The sequence below is a fragment of the Rhizobacter sp. SG703 genome (genome assembly GCF_012275445.1).
In the GTDB taxonomy this organism is placed as follows: Bacteria; Pseudomonadota; Gammaproteobacteria; order Burkholderiales; family Burkholderiaceae_C; genus Rhizobacter.
This window is the reverse complement of record NZ_JAAZQK010000002.1, coordinates 629,776-656,604: the sequence shown is the minus strand read 5'-3', so window position 1 is coordinate 656,604 and position 26,829 is coordinate 629,776. Positions and strand designations below refer to the sequence as shown.

Here is a 26,829-nt window from a genome sequence, read left to right as displayed (position 1 = left end):
GCCTTGCTGGCGCGCTACCGCGCGGTGTTCGCCGCGGCCTGGCAGGCGCGGCATGAACTGGCGGGCCCGAAGCGGCTGGCCGACGAGGCGGCCTTCCTGCCCGCGGCGCTGAGTCTGCAGGCGACGCCGGTGCACCCCGCGCCGAGGCGTGCAGCCTTCGTGATTTGCGCGCTCTTCGTGGTGGCCCTGTTGTGGGCCAGCTTCGGCGAGCTGGACATCGTGGCTTCCGCCCCGGGGCGCATCGTCGTCAGCGACGGCAGCAAGCTGATCCAGCCGCTCGAGGCGAGCGTGGTCAAGGCCATCCAGGTGCAGGACGGCGACCGGGTCAAGGCGGGGCAACTGCTGATCGAGCTCGATGCGACGCTGGCCGAGGCCGATCGCGGGCGGGTGATGCAGGAGCGGGCGTCGGCGATCTCGGAGGCGGTGCGCGCGGCCTCGCTGCTGGATGCGCTCGAGCGCGGGGGCGAACCGCAACTGGCGCCCGACCCTGACCTGAACGCCGAAGGGCGGCGCGCGGTGCAATCGCAATTGCGCAGCGAGTGGGCCGACATCAACGCCAAGCTGGCGAAGCTGCGGGCCGAGGCTGCCAAGCACCGCGCCGAGGCGCAGACGGTGGCGCAGCAGATCGACAAGCTGGAGACGACCGTGCCGCTGGCACGCCAGCGCGAGGCCGACTTCAAGGCACTGTCGGAGCAGGGCTTCATCGCCGGCCACGCCGGCCAGGACCGCACGCGCGAGCGCATCGAGATGGAGAAGGACCTGGCGACCGCGCGCGCCCGCCAGCTGGAGGCCGAAGCCGCGCAGCACGAGAGCGAGCAGGGCCACGCGGCGCAGCGCGCCGAGATCGTGCGCGTGCTCGGCGAGCGCCATGCGGACGCCGAGCTGAAGCGGCGGCAACTGAATGCCGAGACGGTGAAGGCGACGCAGAAGACGCGGCTCACGCAGCTGAGCGCGCCGGTCGACGGCACGGTGCAGCAGCTCGCGGTGCACACCGCCGGCGGCGTGGTGACGCCGGCGCAGGTGCTGCTGGTGGTGGTGCCCGACCGGGCCGAAGTCACGGCAGAGGTGACGCTGGAGAACAAGGACATCGGCTTCGTCAAGGAAGGCCAGCACGCCGAGGTGAAGCTGGAGACCTTCCCGTACACGCGCTACGGCACAGTGGGCGCGAAGGTGACGAGCGTGGCAGCGGATGCGGTGATCACCGAGCCGGCGCGTGCACCGCAGAACAGTTTCAGCGGCAACGCTAACGGCGCCGACAACAAGGCGCCGCAAGGCGCCAGCTTCCCGGCGACGCTGCAGCTCGACCAGCGCGACATCAACGTCGATGGCAGGCGCGTGCACCTGTCGCCGGGAATGAACTTGACGGCGGAGATCAAGACCGGCAGGCGCCGGGTCATCGACTACCTGCTGAGCCCGGTGCGTGAGCGCCTCAACGACAGTTTGAAGGAGCGGTGATGGGCACTTTTCTCAACCAACTATCAAGTCTTGAAGGTGGTGCAGTGAACCAGCAACACGCAAAGAAATTGCCTACCAGATCAATTCACAGGCATTCCTTGTTGATCCTCTCGGTCAGTCTGGCTGTGCTTGCCGGATGCGGAAAGAAAATCGAAGAAGCGAAATGGTCGGAAGAGGTGCGGCTCCATGACGGAAGAATGATAGTCATAGAACGCGTCGCTAGAGCAAACCCACAGCCGTTCCTGTCTGAGATACCGGGTGCTGATATAGATTTCGAGATCCACTATGCACCATTGAATATCCACTGGAAGGGGAGTCGGCAGCTCGCATCCTTGGAAATATTTGATGGCAATGCTTACGTAGTAACGGCGGAGAACGGGGGCGTCGAATTCTGTGAGGGAAAACCGACGTCTACATTGCCCATCAAGGTCTGGAGGCAGCAGGCCGGGGAATGGGTTGAGGTCGACGCCGCCAGCTTTCCGAGTGATGTGGCGTTGTCAAATCTGTATGCAAGATACTGGGGAGGCAACGGGGTCGAAGATGCCAAGGGACTTATCACCTGGGCGTTCAAGGCCGAGCGTGATGCCTACCCCTTTGTGGATGGCAAGGTCGAGAACGCGAGGCGTCCCGCAACCATCAAGGAATACTACATTTCGAACGGAATTGCCTGCGCCCGCTGGGCAATTGATCAGAGGAGATGAGTATGGTGGGTACAGTCGAATATTCATCGATGTCGGCAAACGTCTATGGAAACTATGATCAAGACGGTGACAATCAAGCCGGGAATCCCGTTCGCAGCCCAATCAACAACTTGCCAGTCCCGGACGGGTGAACCCAGCTAGAGAGAGCAAGTGGATACAAGCCGAATGATAAGGGAACCGGCTTCGTGGCGAGTGTCTACCTATGCGTTCACAAACACGAGTGGCTCTCCTGCTCCGTGCTGAAAATAAATTCTGAAAGAAAACTGTGGCTGCATTAATCATTCTGTTGATTCTCGTCCTTTGGGCTGGGTTTCTATTTCTTGTTGGCTATGGTCTGACCTTTCGTGTAGATAATAAAATAATGCGAATGGTTGCTGGTGGAGCGGCTGTTGTGCTCTTGTTTCTCATCCCAATTTACGATGAGATTTTGGGGGGCTCCGAGTTTGAGGAATTGTGTAAGAGGGGCGCTGTATACAAAATATCAGCCGGTGCGGCCGATAAGAGATTCGATCTCATCTATGCAGCGAGTGTCCCAAGCATAGTGCCCGGTCTTATTCGTCCAGCAAACGAAATTGCGATCAGCTATACAGATGTAGCATCCGGCGCAATCATAGCCACCGGAAAAGCCTTTGTTGCAAAGGGGGGGTGGCTCGTACGACGCCATTGGGCCGTAAATATGAGCGGAGGCGACGGTCCCCTGCTCGGTCGCGCCCAATGCTTTCCAGGCGATCAGCCGGAAGAGGCGAGGCGACTGCATGCGATTACTAATAGAATTATAAATTGATGGACCGCTTTAATCCTAATTCGCGCGACAATACGGGTGATCTAGAAATTTCCCTTATTGTGCTTTTTATAAGTGGCTTTGAGGGGGTGGTATGGAAATAAATTCAATACACAATGCATTTATCAATGCATTGCTTGCCGATGCAACATATGTTGATGGGCTTGTAGAGGGTGGGATCCCTGTTTCTGGCGCAGCGCTGGTAACTAAGCTTCAGAACCGCCTTACGCCTGATCTGGCAAAGTATTTTTCTTCGCACTTCGATGTGATTCAGCAGTACCTCACCGATGATTTAAGTCAGAGCGGATTTGACGTAACGGTTTTTCGTTCCAAGGCCGATGGGCAAGTCTTCGTATCAACGCGCGGTACTGAAGGCCTAGCCGATTTTGCGGCCGACGGGGATCTCACTCTCAACGGCTTGGCCCGGGCACAGGTTGTTGACATGGTGAACTGGTGGCTGCGTGCGCGGACGCCGGCGGGTGTCGCTTGCCCGCAAATCAAAGTGGGACCGACATCCCTGGGTAGTGTGGGAATTGGGGCCACTGCCCCAGCTGTGGGCGATGGGACGTTGAGTGCTGTTACATCAGTCGTGGTGAACGGACACAGCCTCGGCGGGCACTTGGCCACAGCTTTTGGCAGGATCTTCGGCGACTCCCTGCCAATTCTCCATGTCTATACCTACAACAGCGCGACATTCAATCCTTTGAGTGGATTCTCATTCGATCAAATTGAAGCGGCGCTCGGTATGGGCGTTAGCGCTTTTCCAAATGGTGGTGTGCAGACGAATTTCTATGCAACTCATGGGCCTGATCTCACTACGCAAAATATAACTCTGGGTCAGATTGGCCTGCGAATAGGGCTCTTTAATGAAGAGAGTCTCGATGTGCTAACCGTGCCGAATCACTTTATGTTCAAGTTGACGGACGCATTGGCGCTAGGTGATTTCTTGGCGACTTTGGATCCGCAGTTTGATCTCGGCAAACTAAGTGCCATGTACGAAGCCGCCTCGTCCAATCGCAATGATGCTTTGGAAGGCGCCATTGACTCGGTTGCTACAATACTTCGGGGCGTTGATCCCGATGTTCCAATAGGAGACGCAGGCGATAGTCCCCCCTCTCGGGTTGCATTTCATGCTGCACTGGCGACATTGCGAGCGGATTTTGAAGGACTTGCAGGGAAAATACATATTGAATCGAGCGGGCTAAACCTCGCTTCAAAAGCGAGAGCTGACTTCGGCTCATTGGTAAGCCTTCTATCACTAGGTCCCATTTCTCTTTCGGGGACGAATGCTGCCAATCAGGCGTCACTCGAAAACGTCTTGAAGAGTTCATGGGGCAATGTCTACACAAGCTGGCAATCCGACCGGAGCATGTCAAAGGAACGACGTGACGGAGGTGCGGCCATTTTCACAGACGGCTATCTATCCGCTCGCTCCGAGATGCTCGTCTGGCTGCAAGCCTACAACAATAGAAATCTGTCATATGAAAAACGGCTAACTTCCTTGGGGGGAATTCTTCCGATCCCTATTCAAGGAGACTTTATTTATCAGGATGTATCTCGTGGGATCAGTCTTGATATTGATGGTGTCAATCCCGGAACTTTGACTTCACACTACGTTCGGTTTGGCGGGGAAGCCAACGATTTTCTGAGCGGAGGCGCGCTCAGTGATCGCCTGTTCGGCGGCGGAGGTGCGGATCAACTCAATGGTGGCGATGGTGACGACTATCTTGAGGGTGGTGCTGCCTTCGATTCCCTTTATGGCGAAAAAGGGAACGACACGCTGCTGGGCGGGCAGGGAGGCGATTGGCTTGAGGGAGGCGTCGGTGCGGATGAACTCAAAGGTGGTGAAGGAATCGATACCTATCGCTTTGGTACCGGCTGGGGTCACGACGTGGTGGAGGACAGCGATGGCCAAGGTGTGCTCAGCGTCGTTGGCTTCGAATCGGGCCTGCCGCAAGGGAAGAAGGTCGCCGAGGGACGGTACCGCAGCGCAAATGAAAAGGTCATCTATTCACTGACCCGAATCAGCGACTCACGCATCGATCTCACAATTTCCTTCAGTGATCGCCGTGACGAGATCACCGTCCGCAACTGGACCAGCGGCAGCTTCGGCCTCACATTCGACGAGGTCCCTGTTGCGCCTGTCTCCACCCAGGTCGGGAATACACACACCAGCCCCAATGACCAGCTGGCGGGCGCGTCCGATTCCGACAGCCTCGTTGGCCTGAGTGGCAATGACGCCCTGTCAGGGCTGGCCGGCGACGATGTGCTCGAAGGCGGCGATGGCAGCGATGTGCTGGCAGGCGGAGCGGGTGCCGATGTGCTCAATGGAGGCGCCGGGGACGACTACATCTTCGGCTCCTCCGATGCAGCGGGTGCCCATTGGAGCGAGACCGCGACGAGCTGGGTGACGATCGACGGCACCGTGTGGAGAATCCCCGGCGTCGGTCCTGCGGTGTCGAGCGATCAGGGCAACGTCATCGATGCCGGTGAGGGAAACGACTGGGTCGCAGCCGGAACCGCAAGCGACGTCGTTCGCGCTGACGCGGGGAACGATCTGGTCTACGGGATGGGCGGCAACGACTACGTCGACGGTGGCGATGGCGCCGACGAGTTGCACGGCGACAGTGTCAACACCGCGCCCAACAACTACAACACCACCATGCCGGAGCAGAACGGTGACGATGTGCTGGTCGGGGGCGCTGGCAACGACACGCTGATCGGCGAGGGCGGCAGCGACGAGCTCTACGGCGGCGACGACGACGACGACATCGAAGGCGATGCTGCATCGGATCTCGTGCCCGCCTCGATCCATGGCAATGACTACCTGGACGGCGGCAGCGGCAACGACCGGCTGTGGGGCGAAGGCGGGGACGACGATCTGTTCGGCGGCAGCGGCGACGACACCCTTACGGGGGACGCCGTCTCCACCGCGCTCGATGGCGCCGATCATGGCAACGACTATCTCGACGGCGAGGAGGGCGATGACCTGCTGTTCGGCAATGGTGGCGATGACACCTTGTTCGGCGGCGCCGACGACGACCAGCTCGTCGGCGACACCGCGGCAGATGCCCCGAACTTCCAACTGGAGAGCGAGTATCACGGCGACGACTACCTTGATGGCGAGGACGGACAGGACACGCTGATCGGCGCCGGCGGCGCAGACACCCTCTATGGCGGCGATGGAGACGACGAGCTCATCGGCGATGACGACGCATCGCGGCTGGCCGGGGAATGGCACGGCGATGACTACCTGAACGGCGAAGACGGAGACGACCTGCTGTAGGCGGGCGGCGGAGACGACACGCTGTACGGAGGCTCTGGTGCGGATACCCTCTGGGGCGACTCGGCCCTGACGACGGAAGATGCCGTGCTGACCGGCGCTGACCTGCTCGACGGCGGCGACGGAAACGACCAACTGTTGGGTGGCGGCAAGGACGATGTGCTGTCGGGTGGCCAAGGCGATGACAGCCTGTGGGGCGATGCCGGCTCGCTTGCCGAAGGCGATCCTGGCTACCTGCAAGCCGCTCAGCAAGGCGACGACAACCTGGACGGACAGGAGGGCGACGACTACCTTCAGGGCGAGGGTGGCGATGACACACTCGTTGGCGGCGAGGGGGACGACGTTCTGTATGGCGACGACAACGAGTCGAAGCTGGCTGGCGCTGACCACGGTGAGGACCAGCTCGACGGTGGAGACGGCGACGACGTGCTGTTCGGCGATGGCGCCGACGACACCCTGCTCGGCGGCGGCGGCAACGACCTGCTGTCCGGCGATGCGGACGTCGGTCGTGTCGCGGCCGACTTCCACGGCAATGACGACATCGATGGCGGCGAGGGCGACGACATCATCCGCGGCGACGGCGGTGACGATTTTCTGGCCGGTGGCGCAGGCAACGACTGGCTGTCGGGCGAAGACGAAGACACCTCGGTCGCCGTCTCCGCGCTGACGGGCGACGATACGCTGCACGGCGACGAAGGCGACGACGTGCTGGTCGGAGGTAACGGTCGCGATCTGCTCGACGGCGGCGTCGGCAACGACTCTCTGGTTGGCGGCACCGGCGACGACACCCTGGTCGGTGGAGACGGCGTCGACTGGATGAGCGGCGGCGAAGGCGACGATGTCTACCGCGTGTCGCAGGACGACCTGGATGCAGGGCCGTTCAACACGGTCGACACCATCATTGACAGCGAGGGCCAGAACCGGCTCGAACTCAATGGCGTGACGCTGTCTGGTGTCGGCTTCACCACCCAGAACGGGACCGACCTGGTGCTGCACATGGGCATTGGCCACCAGCTCGTGATCGCCGGCGGCCTCAGCGGCGCCGTCTCGACAGTAAGCATCGGCGGCACGTCGATGGACTTCGGGCAACTGGTCAGCGAACGCCTGAGCGAGCGCGTGATCGCTACGGCGAGCCGAAGCGGCAGTTCGCTGTCTGGTGGGCTGGTCGCCGACGACCTGAGCGTGGCGCCGGAGGCGTTCGGCGTGACCATTTTTGGGGGCCAAGGCAACGACCGCATCACCGTGACGGCCGATCACGCCAACACCCTCGTGCATTCGGTGGGCGACGGCAACGACTTGATCGTCGTGGATCCCGGTCCGGTCACCTCGCATGACGCCGGCAACACGCTCAAGCTGGGCACCGGCGTTGCTGCAGCCGACCTGCATCTGCGCTTCAACAGCGCCGGGCAGATGCAACTGGTGCTCGGCAGCACCCAGGAAGTTCTCAGCTTCGATTTCAGCCGCAACACCAGCGTGTATTCCTCGAACCGGCCGTTCGACCGCATCCTGCTGAGCAATGGCGATGTGGTGCTCTGGGACGACTTGGTGGCCCAAGGCATTCCCTTCCCGGCAGTGATGCCCGACGGCATCGCAGTCCTGGGATCCAACCAGAGCGATACGCTGACGGGAGGAAGCAGCGACGACGTGCTGCAAGGATTGGACGGTGCGGATCTCCTGCTGGGCAACGACGGCGCGGATCAGCTGTTCGGTGGGCTCGGCAACGACACCATGTCCGGTGGCGCCGGCAACGATACCCTGGACGGGGGCGCCGGCGTGGACACCTATCTCTTCGGCCGTGGATCCGGCGTTGACCTGGTGCGTGGCGGACTGCAACCGTCCGACGGCGTGGACATCGTTCGTGTGGACAGTGCTTTGACCCTGGCCGACATCAGCAACCGGACGCAAACCTACCTGGAATTTCGCGATACCGCAGGGTATGACGGAATGAGCTTGGCCGGCGCGGTGGACGTGGTGTTTTCCGACGGGACCATGCTTCATTTCGGACAACCCCAACCACTGCCGGGCGTCGCCTCGGAAGGCAACGATTCCCTTGTGGGCGGAATCGGCAACGACACGCTCCTCGGAGGTGGCGGCCGCGACGTGCTGGTAGGCGGCGCGGGCGCCGATTCGCTTTTGGGGGAATGGGGCCAGGACACCTTGCAAGGCGGGGACGGCGACGACACGCTCAGTGGCGGCGCCGCACCGGACAGCCTCGACGGAGGCAGCGGTGCCGACTTGTTGCTGGGCGGCGAAGCGGAAGACATCCTGGTCGGCGGGTTCGGTGACGACACGCTGGACGGTGGCGCCGGCAATGACAGTCTCGATGGTGGTGAGGGTGGCGACACCTACCTCTTCGGCCGAGGGGCGGGACAGGACCAAATCCTGGGCTATGCCCCGGGCTTCGGCGCACCACCCTTCGACCGGATTGTGCTGGGCACCGGCGTGTCCACACAGGATGTCGAACTCAAGAGCTGGGGCAGTGGCTTCCTGCTCGGCATCAAGGGCACGCAGGACTCGCTGTACTACGCGACTCCGGTTGGCCCCATCGACAACGACTACGACGGCGTCTTCGGACTGGAGGGGATTCACTTTGCCGACGGGACGGTCTGGTCTCAAGACGATGTCCGGGCCCGACTGCTAATGCCGACCGATGGCGACGATGACATCATCGGCTATACCTCGAACGACACATTGAACGGCGGGTTCGGCAATGACACCCTCTCGGGCGGCGCCGGCAACGACCTGCTGCTGGGCGACGCTGGCGATGACGTGCTGCATGACGGCGCAGGTAGCGACACGCTCGACGGCGGGTCCGGCGACGATGTTCTCAATGGAGGGCGAGGCGCCGACGTCTATCTCTTCGGTCGGGGGGCGGGGCACGACTCCCTCCACAACTACAGTCTCCCCGGCGATCTCGAAGACACGGTCCAGATCGGGGCGGGACTCACGCTCGCGGATATCAGTTTCTCCACGCCCATCGACGGCGACCCGACAAACCTTCTGATCTCGGTCAAAGGCAACACGCAGGACAGCTTGTTGATTCAGGGCTACTTCTACGGCTACCCCAGTTCGTCTTCGCCTTCGCGGGTCGCCAAGATCCGGTTTGCGGACGGTACGCTGCTCAGCATTCAAGATGTTGTCCAGTTGCGCACCGAGGACCCTTGGAGCACGCCGGCCCTCACGGGAACCGCGGGTGCAGACAGCCTCAATGGTGGCGCGGAGGCCAGCTTCATTGACGCCGGTGACGGTGACGACACCGTCCGCGGCGGCGCTGGCACAGATCAAATCCGGGGTGGCACCGGCACCGACGTGATCCGCTTCGGTCGCGGGTCGGACATTGACCAGGTCTTGGGGGCAGATGCCGACCGCATCGGCGATGTCATAGAACTCGATGCCGGCATCAGTCCGAGCGACCTCGTCCTGAGCTGGTCGACGAACACGACGCAGCCGGATCAGGCCTCGGGTTCGCTCCATATCGCAATCAAGGGGACCTCCGACGTGCTGGTGCTCGACAACTACTTCAGCGCGAGCGCGGCGCAGTCGGGCTACCAGGGCGAACTGATCCGGTTCGCCGACGGATCGAGCTGGGACAAGGCGTCCGTGACGGCGTGGCTGGGGGCGACCGGTGCGGGCAACGACAACGCGATGGGAACGCCGGCGGCGGACCTCCTGTCGGGCCAACAGGGCGCGGACATGCTGGCCGGCGGCGCAGGCGACGACACGCTGTCGGGCGACGCGCAGAACGACCGCCTGTTCGGCGATGCCGGCAATGACGTGCTGTCCGGTGGCACTGGCGTGGACTACCTCTTCGGTGGCAGCGGCAACGACACGATCAGTGGCGACCAGGGCGACGACGCGATCGATGCGGGTGCCGGCAGCGACGTCATCCTGTTCGGGCGCGGCGATGGCATCGACAACGTCAACGGCTACTCCAACGTGCTCGGCGACTCGGATTCGATCCAGTTGAAGAGCGGCGTGCTGCCCGGCGATGTGGACCTGAGATTCGGCGGCGAGTACGTGACGCTGCGCATCCGCGACACCGGCGACAGTATTCAGTTCCGCGTCGTCTTCGACCCCTCCGGTTCGACGGTGCGCGGCGTCGAGCAGATCCGCTTTTCCGACGGGACGATCTGGGCGCTGCCGGACATCAAGCAGCGGACCCTGCTCACCGATGCCGGGGACAACAGCATCACCGGCTTTGCCACCAAGGACCTGGTGTTGGGCAGTGCTGGCCAGCATCAGATTTTCGGTCGCGGCGACAACGACACCCTGAGCGGCGGCGGAGACGATGACAGCCTCTTCGGTGAGGACGGTAACGACGTGCTCAGTGGCGACCAGCAGAACGACCTGCTGGAGGGTGGGCGGGGTGCCGACACGCTCGACGGCGGAGCTGGCGATGATGTGCTGTCTGGCGGAGAGGGGGCCGACACCTACCTGTTCGGCAAGGGAGATGGCAGAGACTTCATTGGCATCGATGGTGGGTCGGACGGCACCTTGATGTTCAAGGCGGAGGTTTCCGCTGCGGATATCGAACTCAAACGCGTGTTCGATGCCGCTCTCCCGGTCAACTCGTTCACCAGCGGGACGACGGAAGGTCCTCGGGGGTGGGAGTCCTTGACCGTGGCGCTCAAGGGATCCGGCGACAGCATCACCCTTGACGGCTTCTTCCATCGCTCCGCCCCGGGCGATATGGACTGGAACCCGGTCAACCGGTTCGTGTTTGCCGACGGCACGGTGTGGACGGAGTCGGACATCCTGGCACGGTACTTCGGCGGGACCGATGCTGCGGACCGTCTTCAAGGGACCCTGGACGCCGATTCGATCTTCGGTGGCCTGGGCGACGACGTGATCGGCGGCGGCGGCGGTGCCGACACGCTGCAGGGCGGCAGCGGTGCCGACACGCTGACGGGGGGACACGGGGCAGACGTCCTCGATGGCGGCGCCGGCAATGATGTCTATCTCTTCCAGCGCGGCGCTGGCCGCGACACGCTGATGGAGGCCGCAGACGCGACCTCGGGCCGCCAGAACGTCCTGCGCCTGGCATCGGGCATTGGCGTCGGCGACCTGACGCTGATGCGCCACGGCGACGACCTGTTCATCAGTATCATCGGCAGCACCGACCGGATCGAGGTTGTGTCGTTCTTCGCCCAGAACGATCCGTATGGCGCAGCGAATCCGTTGCAACGCCTGGAGTTCGATGATGGGACCGCTTGGTCCCTGGCGGACATCCTGACCCACATGAACGATCTTTCGGGCGAGCATGCGCCGACGCGCCAGCTGGACTTGCAGGCGCAGACGGTCGACGAAGGTTCTTGGCTGGGTGTCGACATCCCGGCGGGGACCTTTGCCGATGCGGATGCCGGCGACGCGCTGATCCTCTCAGCGCGGCAGGCTGACGGCAGCCCGCTGCCCGCCTGGCTGCATTTCGATCCGGAGACCCTGCGCTTCAGCGGGGTGGCCGAGGCGGTCGATCAAGGCGCCTTGAATGTCGTGGTCACAGCCGAGGATCGGGCGGGCAGTACGGTCACCGCGCCGTTCGTGCTCACGGTCGTTATGTCCAACCTGATGCTGGTCGGAGGCTCGTCTGCCGATGTCCTGGAGGGCCTGTCCGGAAACGACACCTTGTCCGGGCTCGGTGGCAACGACCAGCTGTTCGGCCATGCCGGCAATGATCTCCTGGACGGCGGCACAGGCAACGACACCATGCAAGGCGGCAAGGGCGACGACAGCTACGTCGTCAACGCCAGCGCTGACGTCGTGATCGAGCTGACAGGCGAAGGCATGGACAGCGTGTCGTCCAGCGTGACCTGGAGCCTGGGGAGCAATCTGGAGAATCTGACGCTGACCGGCACCGGGACGATCAACGGCACCGGCAACGACCAGGCCAACAGGTTGACGGGCGGTGCGGGCGCCAACCGGCTGGACGGAGGGATCGGTGCGGACACGATGATCGGGGGTGCTGGCAACGATACCTACGTCGTTGACAACGCGGCCGACGTGATCACCGAGGTGTCGGGCGGCGGGACCGATACCGTCGAGTCGTCTGTCAGCTATTCGCTGACCACCGAAGTCGAGCGGCTGACCTTGACCGGCACCGCCAATCTGGCCGCCACCGGCAACGGCTTGGCGAACGTGCTCACCGGAAACGCAGGTGACAACCGCCTGGACGGCGGTGTTGGCAGCGACAGCCTGATCGGCGGCGCCGGCAACGATGTCTACGTGGTCGATGTGAGCGGCGATGCAATCACCGAGGCGAGCGGCGCGGGCACTGACACTGTGGAGTCGACCTCGACCACCTACACGCTGGCCACCAACGTCGAGAACCTCGTGCTTGTGGGCAGCGCTGGCATCAGCGGTACCGGCAATGCGTTGGACAACCTGTTGACGGGGAACAGCGGAAACAACACGCTGGCCGGCGCCGCAGGCAACGACACGCTCGACGGCGGCCTGGGCAACGACACGCTGGTGGGCGGTGCGGGCAACGACGTGTACTTCGTGAACGTCAGCACCGACGTGGTGACCGAGAACGCGGGCGAAGGCACCGACACTGTCAACAGTGCCGTGGCCTGGAGCATCGCCGCCACGGCGAACATCGAGAACATCACGCTGACGGGGTCGAGCGCCATCAACGCCACCGGCAATGCCGGCGCCAACGTGCTGATCGGCAACAGCGGTGGCAACACGCTGATTGGTGCCGAGGGCAACGACACCTACGCGGGCGGCGCCGGCAACGACACGTTGACCGACAGCTCGACCAGCAGCAACGACGTTTACCGCTGGGGCCTGGGCGACGGCAGCGACACGCTGAGCGATGCAGGCGGAAGCGACCGCATCGAGCTCGGCGCGGGCATTACCGCGTCGCAGGTCACGCTCACTCGCAGCGGCAACAACCTGGTGATCGGCCTGACCGGCAACACGGCGGACAAGCTGACGGTGAGCAACTGGTACGTCGGCACGGCGAACAAGATCGAAGAGATCCGGCTGGGCGACGGTAGCCTGATCCCGGGTTCGCAGGTGCCGCTGTCGGTCACGCCGACGCAGTCGCTGGGCGGCGGCGTGTTGTCGATGGATCAGGAAGCGGCTGCGCTGATCTCTTCGATGGCGCAGTTCTCGGTGCCCGCGGAGAGCGACACCGGTCTGTACATGGGTTCCGAGGCGAGGCGGTACTCGCTGGACATCGCCGTGTCGCATCAGACGATTTGAGCATGACGCGCCAGGGCGCACTGTTCGCCTCAAGCACGCCATGCGGCGCGCCGCCAGCCAGCCTCGATACGGTCGGAGGAAAAAGATGAGTCACCCGAGGTTGCTTGCCACTGGAGCGTTGCTGACATTGAACCTCTGCACATTTGCAGCGGAGAAGGGGCCGAACTGCGAATCTCCGGAACACGGAGCAGAGCTGGTCGCCTGCGCCGCGGCGCGACACGCAGCCGCCGATGTCAAGTTGAACATCGCGTACTGGCAACTTCGGAATGCTCTCCGCAAGCACGGTGAAGCGGCGATGGAAGAGAACTTGCAGATCGCGCAACGAGACTGGCTGAAATTCCAGAAGTCGCATTGCGCGTTCGAGGCGACGTATGAAGGCGCGGGCGGCTCTTTTGCTTCAGCCAAACTGGGTGACTGCATGGCTGAAACCACTGCGGAGAGAACGAAGTACCTTGAGGATTTGTTGTCCTATTTCGAGTGAGTTCCCACGCAGGGCTTCGCGAAATGCCAGCCACATCATCGGCAGAGTATTCAATGGGCTGCGGCCGTAGCTCAACCCTCATGCCCGGTGTTCAGCTGCCGTTTTCGATCGCATGGCCCCACGCCGAGTTTCCAAAACACCTGGTGACAAGTTCCACCGCCTCGCAATCTCAGGAGGGCATGTGCTTCCGAATCAGAAGGTTCTTCTCTTCATGCAGGTCGCGAGTCGCAGTTGCTTCGACGATCTCGACGAACTCGTGCGGAAGCTCTCAGTTCATGGCGTCGAAAAAGAAGACGCGGAATGCCTGATTGCGTTCGTGCCGATGGCGTTCGCGAAAATTCTGCTGTCGCCGCTCGGAGTCAAGTCCCAAGATACGTTTCTGATCAAGGATCTTGACAGCGGCAAAGCCTCACGAGGCGTCCTGGCGAATGAAGCGATTTACATGGCCGCCCTTGAGCTTGCGAGTGTGATGGCATCGGGGGACGCCAATTCGAGAACGCGGTTTGAGCAGATGGCAGCGATCAGCGCGGAATACGAGGTTGTGCGGCAATTGGCGGCCGACCACGGTGACCCGCATGGCGTTGTTTTGACGGAGACTGTGCTGTCCCGCATTCCACTCTCGCACCTGCAGGCCTCAGGGCGGGCAGTCTTGCATCGATTCTGGCGCCGCGTTTTGGGTTCGTGACCAGCCGGCGATGGGGGATCGACGCGCACACCTGCGCGCGCCGGTCGACGCTGCGGCAGGCGCACAAGCGTCAGGCCGGCATGGCACGCAGATGGTCGACCACGCGGGCGAGATCCTTTTCCGAGACGTCGAGTCGTTGTTCATGCGTCAGGGTCGAGGCCAGGGGTCTCGATTCTGGATCAGCCGCCACAGGCAAGGTGGCGGTGCGTGGCCAGCGTACCGGTACCGGCCAGGGGCCACGCCGGCGAAGGCAGGTGGAGCAGGACGAAGCCGCCGACCTCGGTTCGCTGCGTGACGCAGTCGAACCTTGCAAGGAGGCTGGTGTCGTCATCGCGCAGCGCGACAAAGCCGCCGTTCGGTGCCAGGCGCTTCAGCGCCTCGGCCAGGGAGGCGACGAACTCCGCCCGGCCTGCGCTGTAGAACGAAGCCGAGTGAAGTCGTTCGGTCACGAACACCAGCGGCTCGCCGTTCCGTCGGCGCTGCGCTTCCCAGGCGTTGACAACGGCCTTGGCAGAACTGCGGGCGACAGTGCCCGAACGCTCGGTGTGGATCAGGAGTCCCAGTGCGCTGGCGGTCGACAGCGCCAGTCCCCCGGCAATCCAGGCGTGCATGCGTCCTGAGCCGACGCGACGCCCCAGCCAGTGGCTGGCCAGCAAGGCCATCGGCGGCAAGGCCGGCAGCACATACGGCAGGATGATGTTGCGCGCCGTTGTGAAGAACACGAGCGGCGCCAGTGACCAGCACGCAAGGTAGGCATGCCATGAGCGCGTGTCGGCATCGGGGCTGGCAGCCTTGGACCGTGGCACACGAGGCGTGGATGCCGCGGCCAGCAGCAGCAGCGGCCAGGGCAGGGTCGAAACCAGCGCGAAGAGCCAGATCGTTCCCGCAGGAAAGGCATGGGCAAAGCCATAGCGGTCGCCGGACCATCCCGGCGTGAGGAAGCGGTGCCAATGTTCACCGACGATGTAGTAGTCGATGAAGCCGGGCGTCTTCAGTTCTGCCGCGATGTACCACCAGGCGGCCGCCGCGGTCGTCGCTGCCAGCCCCGGGATCCACGGGACCTCCCTCAGCAAGCGGCGCCCCTGCCCTGTCCACACAGCCCAGGCTGCCGTCGGAAGGCCTGCCAGCACGAGCACCAGCGGGCCCTTGGCCAGCAGTCCGATCGCCAAGCCGGCAAACAACAGGATGGCGCCGTCGCGATGCCGCGGCCCGTGCAAGGCCTGCCACAGGCCGCACAGCGCGAGCGTGGTGCCGACCACGAGGGCTTCGTCGGTCATCACGGCGCCCGCCGAGACCAGGGACAGGGCCGCACCGCACAGCAGGCCGAGGGTGGCCAGCGGTGGGGTGTCGCGGCGTGATGCCGCCAGGCGGCCGCATGCCGCGGCGACGAACAGCATGCACAGGAAGTGGGGCAACCGTGCCGCGAGCTCGTTGACGCCGAACACCTTCATGCTCGCCGCGGTGAGCCAGAACGACAGCGGCGGCTTGGCCCAGAACGGCACGCCGTAGTCATGCCAAGGCGTGATCCAATCGCCGAGCTCGAGCATCTTGCGGCCGATCTCGGCGTAGCGCGCCTCGGTGGTGTCCATCAACGGCAGCCACGCCATGGCGAACAGGCGCAGCGTCAACAATGCGGCGATGAGCAGCACCGCGGCCAGTGTCCCGGCTTCGAAACGGACGGGCAGCCATCGGGCACCCGTGGCAGCGCTTGCCATCGCCTTCGACAGGCGACCTGAAGGGCTTGTGGCCTGCATCGCTCAGAAGAGATACAGGTAGCCGAATCGGACGCCGTCTTGCCTGGAGCGCTCCACCAGGGGGCTTTCCTTGATGCTGGAGCCCAAGCGGATCGTGCTCAGGTCGAGCGACAGCTTGTGGCGTGGCGCGAGCGAATAGCCGATCCTCACCCCGGCTTCAACGTTCGTCGTGGCCTTGCCCAGGTAATACCGGCGCGTCGAGGTGGATTCATCCGCGCTCACGCCGTAGTAGTAGTTGACGTACTTTCCATCGAAGCGGTGGAGTGCGAGGCGCGGCGTGAAGTCGAAGTCGCCGGCCTTGAACTCGCGTTCGATGCCCAGGCTGGCGCGTTTGCCCTTGCTTTTGCGCGAGGCGTCTCCCAGCAGTTCGACGGACAGTGTTGCAAGGTCGGTCTTCCAACTGCTCGCGCCGCCGACCCAGAAGCTCGCCTTGCGTTCGGCCATGCCGGCCAGGTCGGGGGAGTCGTCGGGCTCGTATCCGTCCCCGGCATAGTGCAGCCTCGCGCTGAACGACAGCGAGTCGGTCGACAGCAGCTTCAGATCGAGGGTCGGTCCGACCAGGCTGACCCAGCGGCTGTCGTAGAAGACGAAGGGCAGAGCCTTCGCCTTGTTGTCGAAACTTCGATAAGGCTTGCGGTCGTACAGGGTCACGAGGCCGAGGCCCCATTGCGAGCCCTGCCGGTCCTCATCGGCCTGGGCGGAGAACAGCGTGAGGATGCCCAGGGCCAGGGCACCGGCTCTGACGACGGGACGAACGTTGGAAATCATGGAACTCCAGGGGTGGGGGGTTGAAGCGGTGCGCCATCTGGCGCTTGTCTGCCGGACGTGGCCGAGCGGCATCCGGTCGGTGAGTGCATTGGGGCACCCGATGCGTGAAGCAACCGTGATATTGGCCAGGCGTCCCGAGCCCCCTTTCAGTGGGCGGCTTGAGTGAATGAGGTGAGAACGGCCAGAATGAAAAGAAGTGACGTTTCCCGGCTGCGCAGCGAATCCGCACGCGACGTCCATCCATGAGGCCCGTGATGCATCGCGAACGTGTTTTGCTCGTCGAAGACAACCGAGACCTGGCGGCCTCGATCCTGGAGACGCTGGAAGAGTCCGGCTTCGATCCGGACCATGCAAGCGATGGTGCCCAGGCGCTGCGGCTGGTGGAAAGCACGTCGCCTCCATTCGATGCGGTGCTGCTCGATGTCGGTCTCCCGCGCATCAGCGGATTCGACGTCTGCACGCGACTGCGCAACGATGGTTTTCGTTCACCCATCCTGATGCTCACCGCCCAGGGCGCCCCGGACCAGGTTGTCGAGGGGCTCGACCGGGGAGCCGACGACTACATCGTCAAACCCTTCGAATCCAGGGTGCTGGTCGCCCGCGTCCGGGCCGCGATCCGGCGGTTCCTGACCGTCCCGAACAGTGCCGGCGTCGTCCAGGGCGCCGGCCTCACCCTGGACACCAAGCACTGGAGGCTGCTGATCTCGTCGGGCGAGACCTGCACGCTGACGCCGCTCCAGGGTCGCCTGCTTCACACCCTGATGCGACACGCGCCACGCGTCGTCTCGCGCGATGAGCTCGAAAGCGCCTTGTGGGGCGATGACGACCGGCCTGCCAGCGATGCATTGCGCACGCATCTCTACCAGCTTCGCCGTCTGATCCACAACGCAGGAGGCCGCGCCGTCATCCAGACGCGAGGCAAACAAGGCTATTGCCTGGAGTCCTGATGGCCATCTTCGTCTCCACCCGCGGGCGGCCGCAGACGCTGTTCGCGAGGATGTGGCATCTGCTGCTGTCGATCCTCGTGCTGACGTTTGCGGTAAACGCGTTTCTCGTGAAGGGGGCGCTGCACCTGGGCTCGGACTTCCAGACCGAGCGCCGCCTGCAGCACATCGGTGACCACTGGGCCAGGCAGGCAACGTTGGAGGGGCCGCTCGGGATCGATCCTGTCACCGTCATCTACCCCCGCCATGACCAGCTCCCACCCGAGCTGCAGCGGATGTTGTCGCCGGACAAGCGCGGCATCGTCGAGCTCGGCGACCAGGACCTGGATTACTACGTCCTGGCGCAGTCCCATGCGACCGGCCGCGCCTTCTACGTTGTCGAGTCCCATGCCGAGGTCAAGCCGACCGAGACCATCGAATCCCAGGTCTTCATCTGGTACCTGACGGGCGTCGTTCCGTTCGGCCTGCTGCTGCTGTGGCTGTGCAAGAGGATCACCGGACGCGTCACCGCGCCGATGCGGGAGGTCGGGCGCCTGGTCTCGGCACGCGATCCCCGCAGCCTCGAGAAGCTCGCGCTGCCGGCCCATTCCCCCGTCGAGATCGAGGCCCTCGTCGCCCAGATCAACAGCGCACTGCAGAGGACCACGGACGTCCTGGACCGGGAGCGCAGTTTCACCCGCTTCGCGAGCCACGAGCTGCGCACGCCGGCGGCGATCATGCAGGCGGCTCTCGAGCGCATCGAGGCGCACGGCAGGCCGGAGCAGGGGCCGGCCATCGAGCGCGCTCGCCGGGGGCTGCGTGACATGAACGCGCTGGTCGACACGTTCCTGCAACTGTCCGGCGACACGGTGCGGCCGGTGTCGGACGCGGTGTCGATCGATGAAGCGTGGGTCAGAGCGCTGATCCGCCATCTGATGGGCGAGAGCCCGAGCCACGTGTTCTCGGTCGTGGAGCGGCATCCGCTGTTGCTGTCGGCCCCTGCGACGACGGTCCACGTGCTCGTGGCCAACATGCTGAAGAACGCCGTCTTCCACGGTGGCCCGGATCGCATCGAAGTGGTCGTCGACGAGCACGGCATCGACGTGCGGAACGGGCTTCCCGACACGCCATCGACAGCAGGCTTCGGGCTCGGGACCCAGATCGCGCATCGGATCTGCGAGCGGTTTGGCTGGACCTTCGAGCTGACGGTGGGAAAGCACCTCGCGGTGGCCCGGTTGCGGGTTCCCGAGGCCCGCCCGAAGCCGATGGCAAGAATGCCCCCCACGAATCGTCATTGACGATGGCACGACGCTCGCCTGAAACTCATCGGGCGCGATCGCCGCCCACCGATCGCCTGATGCGACGTGGCGTCGTTGTCGTCTCTGGGCCGATTGCAATTCGCCTGGGAGCCTGCCATGTCGAAGTCGTATACCGTCGGTTTCGAGAACGTCGAGTTGGTCGACGGCCTCGCCCCCGAGAAGCCCGTCTGGCTGTACCTTCGGGCCACGCTGCTCAACCAAGACGACACGGCCGGCGAGCACCCGCTGTGGATCGACGAGGTCGGCAGCCTGCCGCCGGATGCGAACCGTCCCGGCTACGACGCGTTTCCGCATGGCGACGCTGGCCGCTACGCCGAAGGTCTTGCGGTGGCGATTCCCACCACGAACAAGTCGGTGATGGGCCTGTCGAATTTCTCGGTGGGGCCGGTTGCCGTCGGTCCGGGGCAGACGCTCGAGGTGATCGTGATCATGCTGCCTCGCGTGTGGACCGAGACCGTTTCGGTGCCGGCCGAGACCTTGGACCGTCTCGGCTATGGCGTGCTCGGCGCCGCGATCGGATTCACCGGAGGACCTGCGGGGGCAATCGCCGGCCTGCTTTACGGCCTCTTCGCACCGCACGACCAAGACGTCGACGTGCCGTGCTTCAACTCGGTGATCATGGCGCGCCATACCTTCTCGGCCGCCGACCTCGACGCCATCGAGACAGCGGGCATCGAACGATTCGGTCCGCAGGACAATGAAGCCTACGTTGTCTGCCATCAGCCGATTGACGCGTACTACAGCCTGACGGTGAACGCGCAAGGGTACGGCTTCGCGAGCTTGCCGCCGCCGCGCAAGGAACTCTGTACGTTGGAGCCACGCGCCTATCAGCCGGCGCGCGACCAGGTGGAGCAGGCATGGGGCGATGTCGGCGACGGCCTGAGCGATTGCGTCCAGCTGTCGGTGGTCGCGCAGTCGAGCACCCATGCGGACGTCGAGATCCGGCACCGCACTGGCGCCGGCTTCGCGGTCGTCGCGCGCTTTTCGAACGTGCGCATCACGCGGGGCGTGCCGCATCCCGATTTCCAACGCAACTTCTTTGATGACAACTGTCCGGCCCGTGCGGCGAAGCCGGATTGCCCGGACTGCCTGCGTTTCGTGAACCTGTCGCTGTCGATGATCGTCGACAAGTCGCTGCTGTATCTCGGCATGCTGCCCGGCTCGCACGTCGGAACGCGGCCGGTTTTCCCGGTTCAGCATGACACCGATCATGTGACGGTCGAGCGGCATGCGACGCGCAACGTCTGCACTGCCGTGCCGAAGCACGGGATGGCGAGCACGGAGGCGGTGGCCGGCACCGCCACGGCCGAGCACGCATCCGGCGCGCCCGGAACGACGGACGAGGCCTACGCGGCGGGACGCGCCGCGAGCCTGCCGGCACGCCTTGGCACGCGCCATCTCGCGCAAGCCGTCAGCCGCACGCACGCGCGGCTGTGGCCGACGGGCACGCTGCCGGTACGCGACAGCGTTGGCGGGCATCGCGTGCACGACCTGTTCGTGGAGCACGACATCTACCTGCCCGAAGACCTTGGCATCTCATGGCAGCTCGTCTGCTCGCCCGAGTTCACATTGAGCACGTATCAGGAACTGACCGGAGAAGGTGGATGCCGTGGCCGACTGCGCTACACGCGTCGGGGCGCCACCGGCCAGGTCATTGCCGACGTGATGATGTCTCGGCAGCCGATTGCGCCGCGCTGAGTGCCAGGGGCGGCGTGCAAAGACTTGTCTTCGGCAACATGTTCGCGTCGACACGGGCCGTCCAGCGCGCGAAGGCCGCTGCGACAGCCTCGGGCTGCTCGAGCGTCGACATGTGTCCGCACCGATCAATCACGGCAAGCTCGACCAGGCAGAATGAAGCTGAGCTGTCCGCAATTGACTTCATTGAAATCGGAGGGCGCCAATGGGCGCAATGGGAAGTTCGAAGCGAATCGTCATGGTCCCTCACAAAGCGAACGCTCTATGCGAGAACGCTGGTCGGGAGGCGGCCGGTCCTGCTTCAAGTGCTGCTCCGTGCCACCGATGATGGCGATCGCGCACGCATCCTGCTTCGCAGGGTTCAAGCTTCGCTTGTCGAGTCGCGTCCTGGTCGGCGTCGTCCTCGCGACCCTCGGCGTCGGAGCCCACGCCGGTGAGGAATGCGCTGCGCAGCGGATCGTCGGCATTGCCAGGCTGTGGAGCGCCGTTCGCTGGCAGCACCTGAATCTGCCTGCGTCCGATGTCGACTGGGACAGGTCTCTGGCCGAAGCGCTGCCGGCGGTGTGCGCAGCCGGCAACGATCGCGAATTGCGGGTGGCCGTCGACCGGATGATGCTGCCGTTGCGCGATCCTTTCTACCGGGTCACGTCCGCGGGTTCCCGGTTGTTCGTGAAGCCGGTCCTCGGGCTGGACGAACTGGTCGAGTGGATGCCGGGAGACGTAGCATTGCTGCACCTTCACCAGGGCATGAGCTACTCGCGTGCGGGGAACTCCTTCGATGCGCGGCTGGAACGCGCGGTTGCCTCCCTCGCCGCTCGCGCGAAGGCCATGGTGATCGATCTGCGCCCGGTGAACCAGCACGACTTCTTCGACGAGAACGCGCTGGAATCCGTGCTGGCTCATTTCATCGAGACGGACCTCTGGCTGCCCGGCGAGCGCAGCCTCGTTCGTTCCGACTTCCGATTCGACCCTGACACATTCGTGGGCGGGCGACGTTCGGGTGTGTTCGTGCAGAACAGCCGCGTGCTCCACCCGGCCGCGGCGGCCCGGCGTATCCCGATGGCGATGCTTGTCGACGCCGACACGCAGCTGCCTGCGGTGGCGTTGTCGCTGCAGAAGCATGGAGCGGCCAAGGTGTTCAGCGTGGGGGCTGCCATGCCTCGGGCCGGTCGGGTGGAGAAGGTGGCGCTGGATGCAGGCCTGGGCGTTCAATTCAGCGTGGGCGACTACGTCTTCGACGATGGCACCCGGCTGGCGGCCGTCGACGGCAGCATTCCGGACGACCGCCGCTCCGTGGCGACAGCGCCCTCCGTGGGCGTGGCTGTCGCCAGCCTGGCGACCGGCGCTGGCGGCAGCGTCCCTCCGGTCTACCAGCGCGTGCCTGCCGCCGTGCGCGCCCGCCGCGTGGACCCTCGCGTGGAGAGGGGCCTGCCCGACCTGCAATGGCGCCGGGTCGCGGCGATCAGATACTGGTCCACGGCCGATGCCGTGATTCCCACGGACCAACGCATCCCGGCGGCTGTTTCGGCCGAGGCCCTGGTGAAGGTCTTCAACGCGATGGCGGCGGCCGAGACGCCCGGCCGCTACATCGAGGCCCTGGCAGTCTTCACCGTGGCTCTGGCGGACACGCATGCCCAGTTGACCGGCGCGATGGCCTCCGACCATTTCGGCCGCGGCACCGTTCCGATCCGGCTGAAGCGTGTCGAGGGCCGGTATCTCGTCGTCGCGAGGGCGGCCGGCCTCATGCCCCGCAGCGGAGCGCTGGAGGTCGGCGACGAGGTGCTCGCGATCGACGGCGTGCCGCTGCAGGTCGCCATCGACCGTCGTCTCCTGTTGATCGGGGGCTCGACCGAGGCGGCCCGTGAACGCGACGTGTTGCGAAGCTTGTTGAGAGGTCCGACAGGCAGTGTCGTGGAACTGTCCGTGATCGGGCCCTCGGGCGGCGTGCGTTCGGTCAAGCTCGATCGTTCAGGATCGAGCTCTCACCAGGACGAGGCTGTCTTGGGACCGAGCTATCGACGCCTGCCGGGCGACGTGGGTTACGTCGACCTGGTCAACCTGTTGCCCGACCGGGTGGACGCGATGTTCGAGGCGCTGGAGACCTGCCGAGCCTTGATTCTCGACCTGCGCGGTTATCCGAAAGGCAGCGTGCAGGCTGTTGCGCGGCGGTTGAATCGCATCAGGGGCGCGCAGGGCCCGGTCTTCAGCCAGCGCCTGGCCGCCGCGTCCGGATCCGGACAGGACCGCACCGAGGTCGTTCCCGTCGGGTTCGATGCCACGCATCCACCCTATGCCGGGCGCATCGTGGTGCTGACCAGCATCGAAGGGCAGAGCGCCACCGAGCACGCCGTCCTGGTTCTGGAGGCGGCCGCCCCCATCACGGTGGTCGGCGAGCCCACCACCGGAACCAACGGCGAGATTGCGGTGGACGTGCTGCCCGGCGGCGTCAACGTGACGATGACGACGATGGATGTCCGGCACGCCGATGGCACGCGGCTGCAGCGTGTCGGCATCCGGCCGCACGTCGTCGTGCATCAGACGATCGATGGCGTCCGAAGCGGGCGAGACGAGCCATTGGAAGCGGCGCAACAGTTGCTCTCTGCTGCACGGCAGAACTGAGGGCAGGGTCAGTCATTTGGCTGGGATGAGCAGATGCTCGCGTCAATCCTGCAACTACGCCCCTGCTTCAACGCCATCAGACATGCGCGCAGCAGGTCCACCTGCTGCGGCCGGACTGCCGCGATGCCGGCCATGTCCGCGATTCGGCCGATGCCGATCACGTCATGTGGGGCCAGGTCGTGCGGGGGAGGTCAGCGCGTACCGCCGCAGGTGCTCGGCCGTGTAGCCGCAGCCCGTGGCCGCCATGTCGGCCACCGTTCCCTCGAACACCACGCGTCCACCCCGTCGGCCTGCTTCCGGCCCCATGTCGATCAGCCAGTCCGCCCGGGCGATCACGTCGAGCTGGTGCTCGATCACGACGACCGTGGCGCCACGTTCAATGAGTCGGTCGAGCAATCCAAGCAGGCGGTCGATGTCGGAGAGATGCAAGCCCGAGGTGGGCTCGTCGAACACGTAGATCCGGCCTGACCGACCCAGCTCCGTGGCCAGCTTCAAGCGTTGTCGTTCCCCACCGGACAGGCTGGACAGGGGCTGTCCGAGGGACAGGTAAGCCAGCCCGACCTCATCGAGCCGGGTCAGCGCAGGCTCTATCTCAGGTTCACCGAAGAAGGCCTTCGCTTCGGCGACGCGCATCGCCAGGACCTCGCCGATGTTCTTGCCGCGCATCCGGTACCGCAGGACTTCGTCGGTGAACCGGCGTCCCCGACATTGCTCGCACGTGCTGACGATCGGCTCCATGAACGCGAGGTCCGTCTCCGTGGTGCCGAGCCCCTTGCACACGGGGCATGCGCCTCCCGAGTTGGCGCTGAACAGCGAGGCACTGGCGGCATTGGCCTGGGCGAACAGCCGCCGGATGGGGTCGAGGATGCCCATGCAGGTGGCAATGTTCGAGCGGCGCGAGCCACCGATCGACCCTTGGTCGATGCACACGACCTCGGGATGCGCGCGAACGAAGACACCGTTGACCAGGCTGCTCTTGCCCGAACCGGCCACGCCTGTCACGACCGTCATCACGCCACTCGGGATCGAGACACTCACGTCTTTCAGGTTGTGCAGGTTCGCCTGCGCGATCGGCAACCATACCGAAGGGCTGCGTGGCGTGGTGTTGATGCGTGCCGGGCGGGACAGGCAGCGCCCCGTCGGCGTGTCGGCCCGCCGCAGGGCCCCGACGCTGCCCTCGAAGACCACGCTGCCGCCTGCGTCTCCTGCCCCCGGGCCGATGTCGATGACGTGATCCGCCGCGACGATGATGTCGGGGTCATGTTCCACCACCAGCACGGTGTTGCCCTTGTCGCGAAGATGGCGCAGCAGTTCGGCCAGGCGCGCTACATCGCGTGGATGCAAGCCCACGCTGGGCTCATCGAAGATGTAGCTCATGTCGCTGAGGCTGCTGCCCAGGTGGCGAACCATCTTCACGCGCTGGGATTCCCCGCCCGACAGGCTCGTCGTCTCGCGGCCGAGATTCAGATAGCCCAGCCCGATGTCGACGAGGTGCTGCACCCTGCAGGCAAGCGCCGGCACCATGGTGGCGGCCAGCGGCGCATCGACCTGGCCGATGACCGTCAGCAGTTCGTCCACCTCGAGCGCGCACCAGTCGGCAATGTTCCTGCCATCGATGCGGCAGCTCAGGACCTTCTCGTTGAGGCGCTGCCCCTGGCACTGCGGGCAGGGTCCGGCCGTCACCAGTCGATCCCACTCGGCACGGTCCAGCCCTTTGATCTCGTCGATGTTGCGGCTCAGGAAGTTGCGCCGAATGCGCGGCAGCACGCCCTCGTAGCGGCTCGAACGCGGCCAGCCCGGCCCGGGGTTCGTGATGGGCACGTCCTGCGCGTGGAGCAGCGTTTCCCATTCTTCTTCGGTGTAGTCCTTCAGCGGCTTGTCGGCGTCGAAAAGGCCGCTTTCCACGTAGCGCTTCCAGCGGTAGCCGCCGACCGCGAACGCGCTGAAGCGGATGGCACCCTGGTTGAGCGACCGTTGCCGGTCGAACAGCCGGTCGAGGTCGATGGTGTCGACCTTGCCCAGCCCTTCGCATCGCGGGCACATGCCATCGGGATGATTGAACGAGAAGATGTTGGAGTAGCCGACGAAGGGTTGCCCCACACGCGAGAACAACAGGCGGATCAGCGCGAGGATGTCGGTGGCCGTGCCGACCGTGGAACGCGCATTGCCACCCAGGCGGCGCTGATCGACGACGATGGCCGCGCAGAGGTTCTCGAGCGAGTCGGCATCGGGCTGGGCATGATGCGGCAGGCGGTGCCTCACGAAGGTGGAAAAGGTGTCGTTCAGTTGCCGCTGCGATTCGGCGGCGATGGTGTCGAAGACGAGAGAAGACTTGCCCGAGCCCGACACCCCTGTGAACACGGTGATGCGCTTCTTCGGGATGTCGACATCGACGTTGCGCAGGTTGTTCTCTCGGGCACCGACGATGCGGATGACATCCGTCGGGAGCGATGGTGGGGGCGGCGCGGAAGGAGTGGTCGGCTGCATGGGCGTCAGCGGCAATCCATGTGCCCGTCACGCTGCGCTCCGGTGCGGCGCAAGCGTGGCCACCGACTGCATTGCTGAAAGCCGGCGAACCTCCGCTCGCGGCCGACGGACGTTCGACGATGACGATCGGGCAGTACGATGCAGAGCCACTCGCCCACGTTGATCCGGCCTGCGCCGGTGGTGGGCCGCAGCAGGTGCCGGCCTTTCACTTCGAACCATGCAACCACTCCGATGATCTACGAACTTCGCATCTATACCGCCATGCCGGGACGCCTGCCCGACGTCCTGGCCCGCTTTCGCGACCACACGGTGGACATCTGGAATCGGCACGGCATCCGCCAGCTCGGGTACTGGACCACGGCGGTCGGACCCGACAGCAATGTGCTCACCTACATGCTGGTGTGGGACAGCATGGCCGATCGGGAGACGAAGTGGGGCCAGTTCGTGACGGACCCGGAATGGATCCAGGTGCGGCAGGCCAGCGAGAGTTCAGGGCCGATCGTCGCCAGGATGGACAACTCCTTCCTGGCGCCGACTTCGTTCTCGCCGCTCAAATGATGCGTCGCGCGCGTGGGAAGGTGCCTGCGCTCGGTACCGTTGCGGCGCCGAGCGCCATCCACAGGGACAGCGTGAGCTTGCGAGTCTTGGTCATGGCGATTCGGTCCTTCAGGGGGA

At 64.4% G+C, this 26,829-nt stretch carries 14 protein-coding genes and 1 pseudogene; 12 read left to right on the top strand and 3 right to left on the bottom strand.

Features of this window, described 5'->3' with window-relative positions; all coding sequences use genetic code 11:
* The 7 genes and pseudogenes from FHT26_RS05870 to FHT26_RS05840 form a co-directional block, all read left to right on the top strand.
* The coding region (locus FHT26_RS05870) for an HlyD family type I secretion periplasmic adaptor subunit (RefSeq protein ID WP_168559201.1) at positions 1–1,455 on the top strand (1,455 nt) is incomplete at its 5' end.
* Complete coding sequence (locus FHT26_RS05865; protein WP_168559200.1) at positions 1,455–2,156, top strand: hypothetical protein; 702 nt, start codon at positions 1,455–1,457, stop codon at positions 2,154–2,156. The genes FHT26_RS05870 and FHT26_RS05865, both read left to right, overlap by 1 nt.
* Before the next feature lie 875 nt (positions 2,157–3,031).
* Complete coding sequence (locus FHT26_RS05860; protein ID WP_168559199.1) at positions 3,032–6,223, top strand: calcium-binding protein; 3,192 nt, start codon at positions 3,032–3,034, stop codon at positions 6,221–6,223.
* Between the two features lie 3 nt (positions 6,224–6,226).
* A pseudogene (locus tag FHT26_RS30590) lies at positions 6,227–6,283 on the top strand (hypothetical protein); the annotation flags it as partial.
* Positions 6,284–6,307: 24 nt separating this feature from the next.
* A complete protein-coding gene (locus tag FHT26_RS05850; RefSeq protein WP_168559198.1) occupies positions 6,308–13,423 on the top strand; it encodes a calcium-binding protein in 7,116 nt (2,371 codons plus the stop codon).
* Positions 13,424–13,508: 85 nt separating this feature from the next.
* Positions 13,509–13,904, top strand: a complete 396-nt coding sequence (locus tag FHT26_RS05845; protein WP_168559197.1) for a lysozyme inhibitor LprI family protein — start codon at positions 13,509–13,511, stop codon at positions 13,902–13,904.
* A 181-nt stretch (positions 13,905–14,085) separates the two neighbouring features.
* Positions 14,086–14,589 (top strand): hypothetical protein, encoded by a 504-nt coding sequence (locus tag FHT26_RS05840; protein ID WP_168559196.1) that lies wholly within the window; start codon positions 14,086–14,088, stop codon positions 14,587–14,589.
* A 179-nt stretch (positions 14,590–14,768) separates the two neighbouring features.
* On the opposite strand, the gene FHT26_RS05835 is transcribed toward FHT26_RS05840, so the two are convergent.
* Both FHT26_RS05835 and FHT26_RS05830 read right to left on the bottom strand, forming a co-directional pair.
* Positions 14,769–16,238 carry a phospholipid carrier-dependent glycosyltransferase gene (locus FHT26_RS05835; protein WP_168559195.1) on the bottom strand — a complete coding sequence of 490 codons (1,470 nt, stop codon included), beginning with the start codon at positions 16,236–16,238 and terminating at the stop codon, positions 14,769–14,771.
* A 108-nt stretch (positions 16,239–16,346) separates the two neighbouring features.
* Positions 16,347–17,111 carry a MipA/OmpV family protein gene (locus FHT26_RS05830; protein ID WP_168559194.1) on the bottom strand — a complete coding sequence of 255 codons (765 nt, stop codon included), beginning with the start codon at positions 17,109–17,111 and terminating at the stop codon, positions 16,347–16,349.
* 254 nt (positions 17,112–17,365) lie between these two features.
* Between FHT26_RS05830 and FHT26_RS05825 the strand changes: the two genes are divergently transcribed.
* The 4 genes from FHT26_RS05825 (at position 17,366) to FHT26_RS05810 (ending at position 23,667) form a co-directional block, all read left to right on the top strand.
* Positions 17,366–18,058 carry a response regulator transcription factor gene (locus FHT26_RS05825; RefSeq protein WP_168559193.1) on the top strand — a complete coding sequence of 231 codons (693 nt, stop codon included), beginning with the start codon at positions 17,366–17,368 and terminating at the stop codon, positions 18,056–18,058.
* A complete protein-coding gene (locus FHT26_RS05820; protein ID WP_168559192.1) occupies positions 18,058–19,332 on the top strand; it encodes a sensor histidine kinase in 1,275 nt (424 codons plus the stop codon). Before FHT26_RS05825 ends, FHT26_RS05820 begins: the two co-directional genes overlap by 1 nt.
* 117 nt (positions 19,333–19,449) lie before the next feature.
* Positions 19,450–21,051 (top strand): hypothetical protein, encoded by a 1,602-nt coding sequence (locus FHT26_RS05815; RefSeq protein ID WP_168559191.1) that lies wholly within the window; start codon positions 19,450–19,452, stop codon positions 21,049–21,051.
* 321 nt (positions 21,052–21,372) lie between these two features.
* The gene (locus tag FHT26_RS05810) at positions 21,373–23,667 is read left to right on the top strand and encodes a S41 family peptidase (protein WP_168559190.1); all 2,295 of its coding nucleotides are present in this window, start codon (positions 21,373–21,375) and stop codon (positions 23,665–23,667) included.
* A gap of 162 nt (positions 23,668–23,829) precedes the next feature.
* Here the strand turns inward: FHT26_RS05810 and FHT26_RS05805 are convergent, their stop codons facing one another.
* Positions 23,830–26,154 (bottom strand): ATP-binding cassette domain-containing protein, encoded by a 2,325-nt coding sequence (locus FHT26_RS05805; protein WP_168559189.1) that lies wholly within the window; start codon positions 26,152–26,154, stop codon positions 23,830–23,832.
* Positions 26,155–26,385: 231 nt separating this feature from the next.
* Between FHT26_RS05805 and FHT26_RS05800 the strand changes: the two genes are divergently transcribed.
* Positions 26,386–26,712, top strand: coding sequence for an NIPSNAP family protein (locus FHT26_RS05800; RefSeq protein ID WP_168559188.1), 327 nt, complete (start codon positions 26,386–26,388; stop codon positions 26,710–26,712).
* The last annotated feature ends 117 nt before the right edge of the window (positions 26,713–26,829 follow it).

Excerpts from the sequence above, each read along its gene's own strand:
- FHT26_RS05865 (WP_168559200.1), top strand. The coding sequence starts at position 1,455 with ATGGGCACTTTTCTCAACCAACTATCAAGTCTTGAAGGTGGTGCAGTG.
- FHT26_RS05860 (WP_168559199.1), top strand. The coding sequence starts at position 3,032 with ATGGAAATAAATTCAATACACAATGCATTTATCAATGCATTGCTTGCC.
- FHT26_RS05845 (WP_168559197.1), top strand. The coding sequence starts at position 13,509 with ATGAGTCACCCGAGGTTGCTTGCCACTGGAGCGTTGCTGACATTGAAC.
- FHT26_RS05830 (WP_168559194.1), bottom strand. The coding sequence starts at position 17,111 with ATGATTTCCAACGTTCGTCCCGTCGTCAGAGCCGGTGCCCTGGCCCTG.
- FHT26_RS05825 (WP_168559193.1), top strand. The coding sequence starts at position 17,366 with ATGCATCGCGAACGTGTTTTGCTCGTCGAAGACAACCGAGACCTGGCG.
- FHT26_RS05820 (WP_168559192.1), top strand. The coding sequence starts at position 18,058 with ATGGCCATCTTCGTCTCCACCCGCGGGCGGCCGCAGACGCTGTTCGCG.
- FHT26_RS05815 (WP_168559191.1), top strand. The coding sequence starts at position 19,450 with ATGTCGAAGTCGTATACCGTCGGTTTCGAGAACGTCGAGTTGGTCGAC.
- FHT26_RS05810 (WP_168559190.1), top strand. The coding sequence starts at position 21,373 with ATGATGGCGATCGCGCACGCATCCTGCTTCGCAGGGTTCAAGCTTCGC.
- FHT26_RS05805 (WP_168559189.1), bottom strand. The coding sequence starts at position 26,154 with ATGCAGCCGACCACTCCTTCCGCGCCGCCCCCACCATCGCTCCCGACG.
- FHT26_RS05800 (WP_168559188.1), top strand. The coding sequence starts at position 26,386 with ATGATCTACGAACTTCGCATCTATACCGCCATGCCGGGACGCCTGCCC.